General features: G+C 33.2%; 1 protein-coding gene. It reads left to right on the top strand.

The genetic code is table 11. From position 1 onward, the window contains the following. Window positions 1-917: 917 nt before the first annotated feature. Window positions 918-3,986 (top strand): SusC/RagA family TonB-linked outer membrane protein, encoded by a 3,069-nt coding sequence (locus ACYSNX_RS12915; protein WP_461755070.1) that lies wholly within the window; start codon window positions 918-920, stop codon window positions 3,984-3,986. Window positions 3,987-4,056 lie beyond the last annotated feature (70 nt).

The raw sequence follows: 4,056 nt of genomic DNA, 5'->3' as shown, positions 1-4,056 counted from the left end.
AATATTCAAAGGGATTTTGGATAGCGCACAGGACAATCTATACCTATACTCTACCTGCTTTGGTAGGTAGAGCTAGGTATTAAAAATGCTATTGATCGCTATATATTAAATATAGGGTTGGGGTTTGTGGGTTTCTCAGGAGATCCATGCCCACCCTTATTAAAATAACTGACTATGATTGCCCTTTCTCCTTTTGTAAACAACCTAAAGACAATTCACTCCATACTTAAGAACAGCCTTAGAGTAGTGAGAATAATATATCAACCTAGAAATTTCTATTTAACTCATATATCTCCTAGTATTATACTGTTTCAGTGTAATATACCATCTACAATGCCCATTGCATTGTCCATAAAATGACGATTATCCTATGTAGGTATAAACTATACTATACCTAGACATAAAGCTATTGTAGAGTATTGATGCGCTCTACAACATATACTATTTATTAACCAACCTTTTAAAACAATAAGCCTATGACAAAAAGGCTTGAAAGGTAAGACGTAAGTAAGCTTAGGATGCAAATTGGACACTTGCTATTGGGCTTTCTTATGTAAAAAAGTTAGAGGTACTTTACATTAAACGAAAGATCACAGGTTACAAAGTATCTCACAAACCTAACTTCTACTTTTCAAGCCAACACCAACAAACAAAACTAGCGCATTGAGAAAACTAACCTCAACGCCAAATGCATTTCTATATCTATTCCTTTTCCGTTCTTTCTCATATTGGGAGAGCTGAGAAAGATGTAAGAGATTAGGAATAGATTACAATTAACCCAAAACAATGTCTTTAAAGCCTTTATCTATTCTCTCCCTTTTTGTTTAGGTAAGTAAAAAGCCTTGTAAATGTTGTGGCCTAATACAACTACAAGCGCGTAAAACTAAAGACCAACCTTTTAATAGTATTTAAAACTTATGAAATCAAATTTTACTCCAATCTATGGATATGGCGTAGCTATGGCTTTACTCAGCCTTTGCTTTTCCCCTAGCTTACTCCATGCTAACTCTATCCCAACTAGGATAGAACAAGAACAACAAAAGGTAACCATCACTGGAACCATTAAAGATTTTAATGGAGCTTTACCTGGTGTTGTTGTACAAGTAAAAAACAAAAACACTGCTACCATCACAGATGTAGATGGTAAATATTCCATTCAAGCATCTCCTTCTGAGACCTTAGTATTTTCCTATATCGGATACAGTGGTCAAGAAATAACTATTAACCAAAAGCGAATAATAGACCTAGAACTTCAACAAAACTCTCAAGAACTAGAAGAGGTAATAGTTAATGCTGGATACTATTCAGTAAAAGATAAGGAAAGAACAGGAAGTATTGCAAGAGTTACAGCCAAAGACATCGAACTACAACCTGTCATTAATCCTTTACAGGCTCTTCAAGGAAGAATGGCTGGAGTAGATATTACACAAGCTACAGGAACGCCAGGAGGGGGAATGAGAGTAGAAATTAGAGGTAGAAATTTTTTAGGAGATACTACAACTAAAAACGCACCACTTTATATCATAAACGGCGTTCCGATAAGTTCAGAGAACTTAGGATCAAATTCTATAAATCAAAATACAAAATTGTTCCCCTTAAACATATCCCCCTTAAATAGTATACCTCCGTCAGATATAGAGAGTATTGAAGTATTAAAAGATGCTGATGCTACTGCTATTTATGGATCTAGAGGAGCGAATGGAGTCATCCTTATTACCACTAAAAAAGGAAAACAGGGGAATGTTAAATTTACTGTATCCTCTTCTCTAGGGTTTAGTAAAGTAAATGAGTTCATGGACATGATGAATACAGAAGACTATATAAAAATGCGTAAGGAAGCTTTTGCCAATAGTGGAGTTCCTTATGGTCCTACCGATTATGATGTAAATGGAACCTGGGATCAAACTAGATATACCAACTGGCAAAAAGAATTAATAGGTGATACCGCAGTGGATAAAACGGTTTCTTTAGGAGTATCTGGTGGAAGTGAATTAGCTAATTTTAATATTAACCTTAGTCATAATGAAACCACTACAGTTTACCCTACAGATAAAGGATACAAAAGAAACTCAGCACTTTTAAATTTCAGTCAGCGCTCTCGAAACAATAAGTTAAATATTGGCGCTACTGTAAATTATTCTAACCAAACTAATCATTTACCTAATGTAGATTTTATCCAGCAAACAATTCAATTACCGCCAAATGCACCTTCACTTTATCTTCCTGATGGTAGTTTAAATTGGGAAAATGGAACATTCTCTAACCCTTTAGCCCAACTAGAATTTTCTTATCTGAATGAAATTAATACCTTTTTATTAAATACAACATTATCATATACCTTTCTACCTTCTACTACTTTAAATATAAATAGCGGCATAAGTAAAACATATTTTGAAGATACCCAACTAAGACCACATACGGGGTTTAATCCTGCTTTTGGATACACTAGTGAAGTTTCTTCTAGTAGTATAAATCAAAACAATAATTTATCTTATCTAATTGAACCACAAATAAATTTTAATAGAAAATGGAATAAAAACGCTTTTAATTTTATCGTAGGAACAACTCTCTCAATTAATACAAGTAATTTCCTAAGTCTGGAAGGCAATAATTTTTCTTCTAACACATTCATAACGAATATTTCAGCTGCAAAAAATAAAAATATAAACCAAAATACAAATACTCAATATAAATACACTTCTGCTTTTTTACGGGCAAATTATATATATGACGAAAAGTACATATTAAATCTAACAGCACGTAGAGATGGATCAAGCCGATTTGCTTCCAATAATAAATTTGGAAACTTTGGCGCTTTGGGGACGGCTTGGATAATCTCCAAAGAAAATTTTAGCAAAAACTGGAAATGGTTATCTTTTGCTAAACTTCGAGGAAGTTATGGTATAACAGGTAGTGATAATATAGGAGATTATGCCTACCTCGACACATATGATCTTAATTACAGTTTCTATGGTAATGAATTAAATCTTAGGCCTACTGCATTATATAATCCTAATTATCGCTGGGAAAAAACAACAAAAATAGAAGGAGCATTAGAACTTAGCTTTCTAAAAGACAGAATAAACACTTCTGTAGCTTACTATAATAATAGATCTGGAAATCAATTAGTAGGATCTACACTACCAAGCACAACAGGATTTGATCAAATTACAATGAATTTCCCTGCATTAGTTGAAAATCAAGGATGGGAGTTTACATTAAACACTACAAATATCCGTTCAAAAAATTTTTACTGGACAACTGGCTTCAATATCTCGTGGAATAAAAACAAACTAATTTCATATCCTGGGTTAGAAACAGGTACCCAGAGTAGCACCTATATTATTGGCAAACCATTAAATATAGCTAAACTCTATAATTATTTAGGATTAGATCCAGGAACAGGACAATATCGGTTTGAAGACTATAACATAGACGGTAAATTCACCAGTGCAGATCAGAAAGCAATAGTAGACTTAAGTCCTAAGTACTTTGGAGGATTACAGAATAGTCTTAATTACAAAAATTTCAATCTAGACTTTTTATTTCAGTTTGTTAAGAAGGATTCTTATAACCTAGACAGTTATTCTTCTACAGCTCCAGGAGCAGCAATGACAAATTTACCAAAAGAATTCTTGAATCGATGGTCTTCTGACAATCCTAATGCCAGATACACTCAAGCCATTCACTATTCATCACCACAGTTTAACCAAACCCTAACTTACTTAAAAAGTACTGCCACAGTAAGTGATGGCTCTTATATACGACTAAAAAATGTCGCACTTTCTTATTCTTTAAAGATTCCTAAGTATAAAATAGATTCTTGTAAATTTTACTTACAAGCCCAAAATTTATGGACACTTACAAACTATTACGGATTAGATCCAGAATTTACTATGATAGGAAGTTTGCCACCCTTAAGAACTTATTGTTTTAACCCCTATAATCCTAGAGTATTTTTGATTTTTAAAAGTATAATGTTTTAGGCTACTTTTTTCTTGCTTAAAATCAAGTGTTTGTCCATTTCCCATTTCTCCATTGGAGTGATTTTTCCAA

The sequence above is a fragment of the Myroides sp. LJL115 genome (genome assembly GCF_054871665.1).
This window is presented reverse-complemented; position numbering and strand designations above follow the sequence as displayed.

What these genes read in the sequence shown, in the direction of transcription:
- ACYSNX_RS12915 (WP_461755070.1), top strand. Translation starts at nt 918, where the DNA reads ATGAAATCAAATTTTACTCCAATCTATGGATATGGCGTAGCTATGGCT.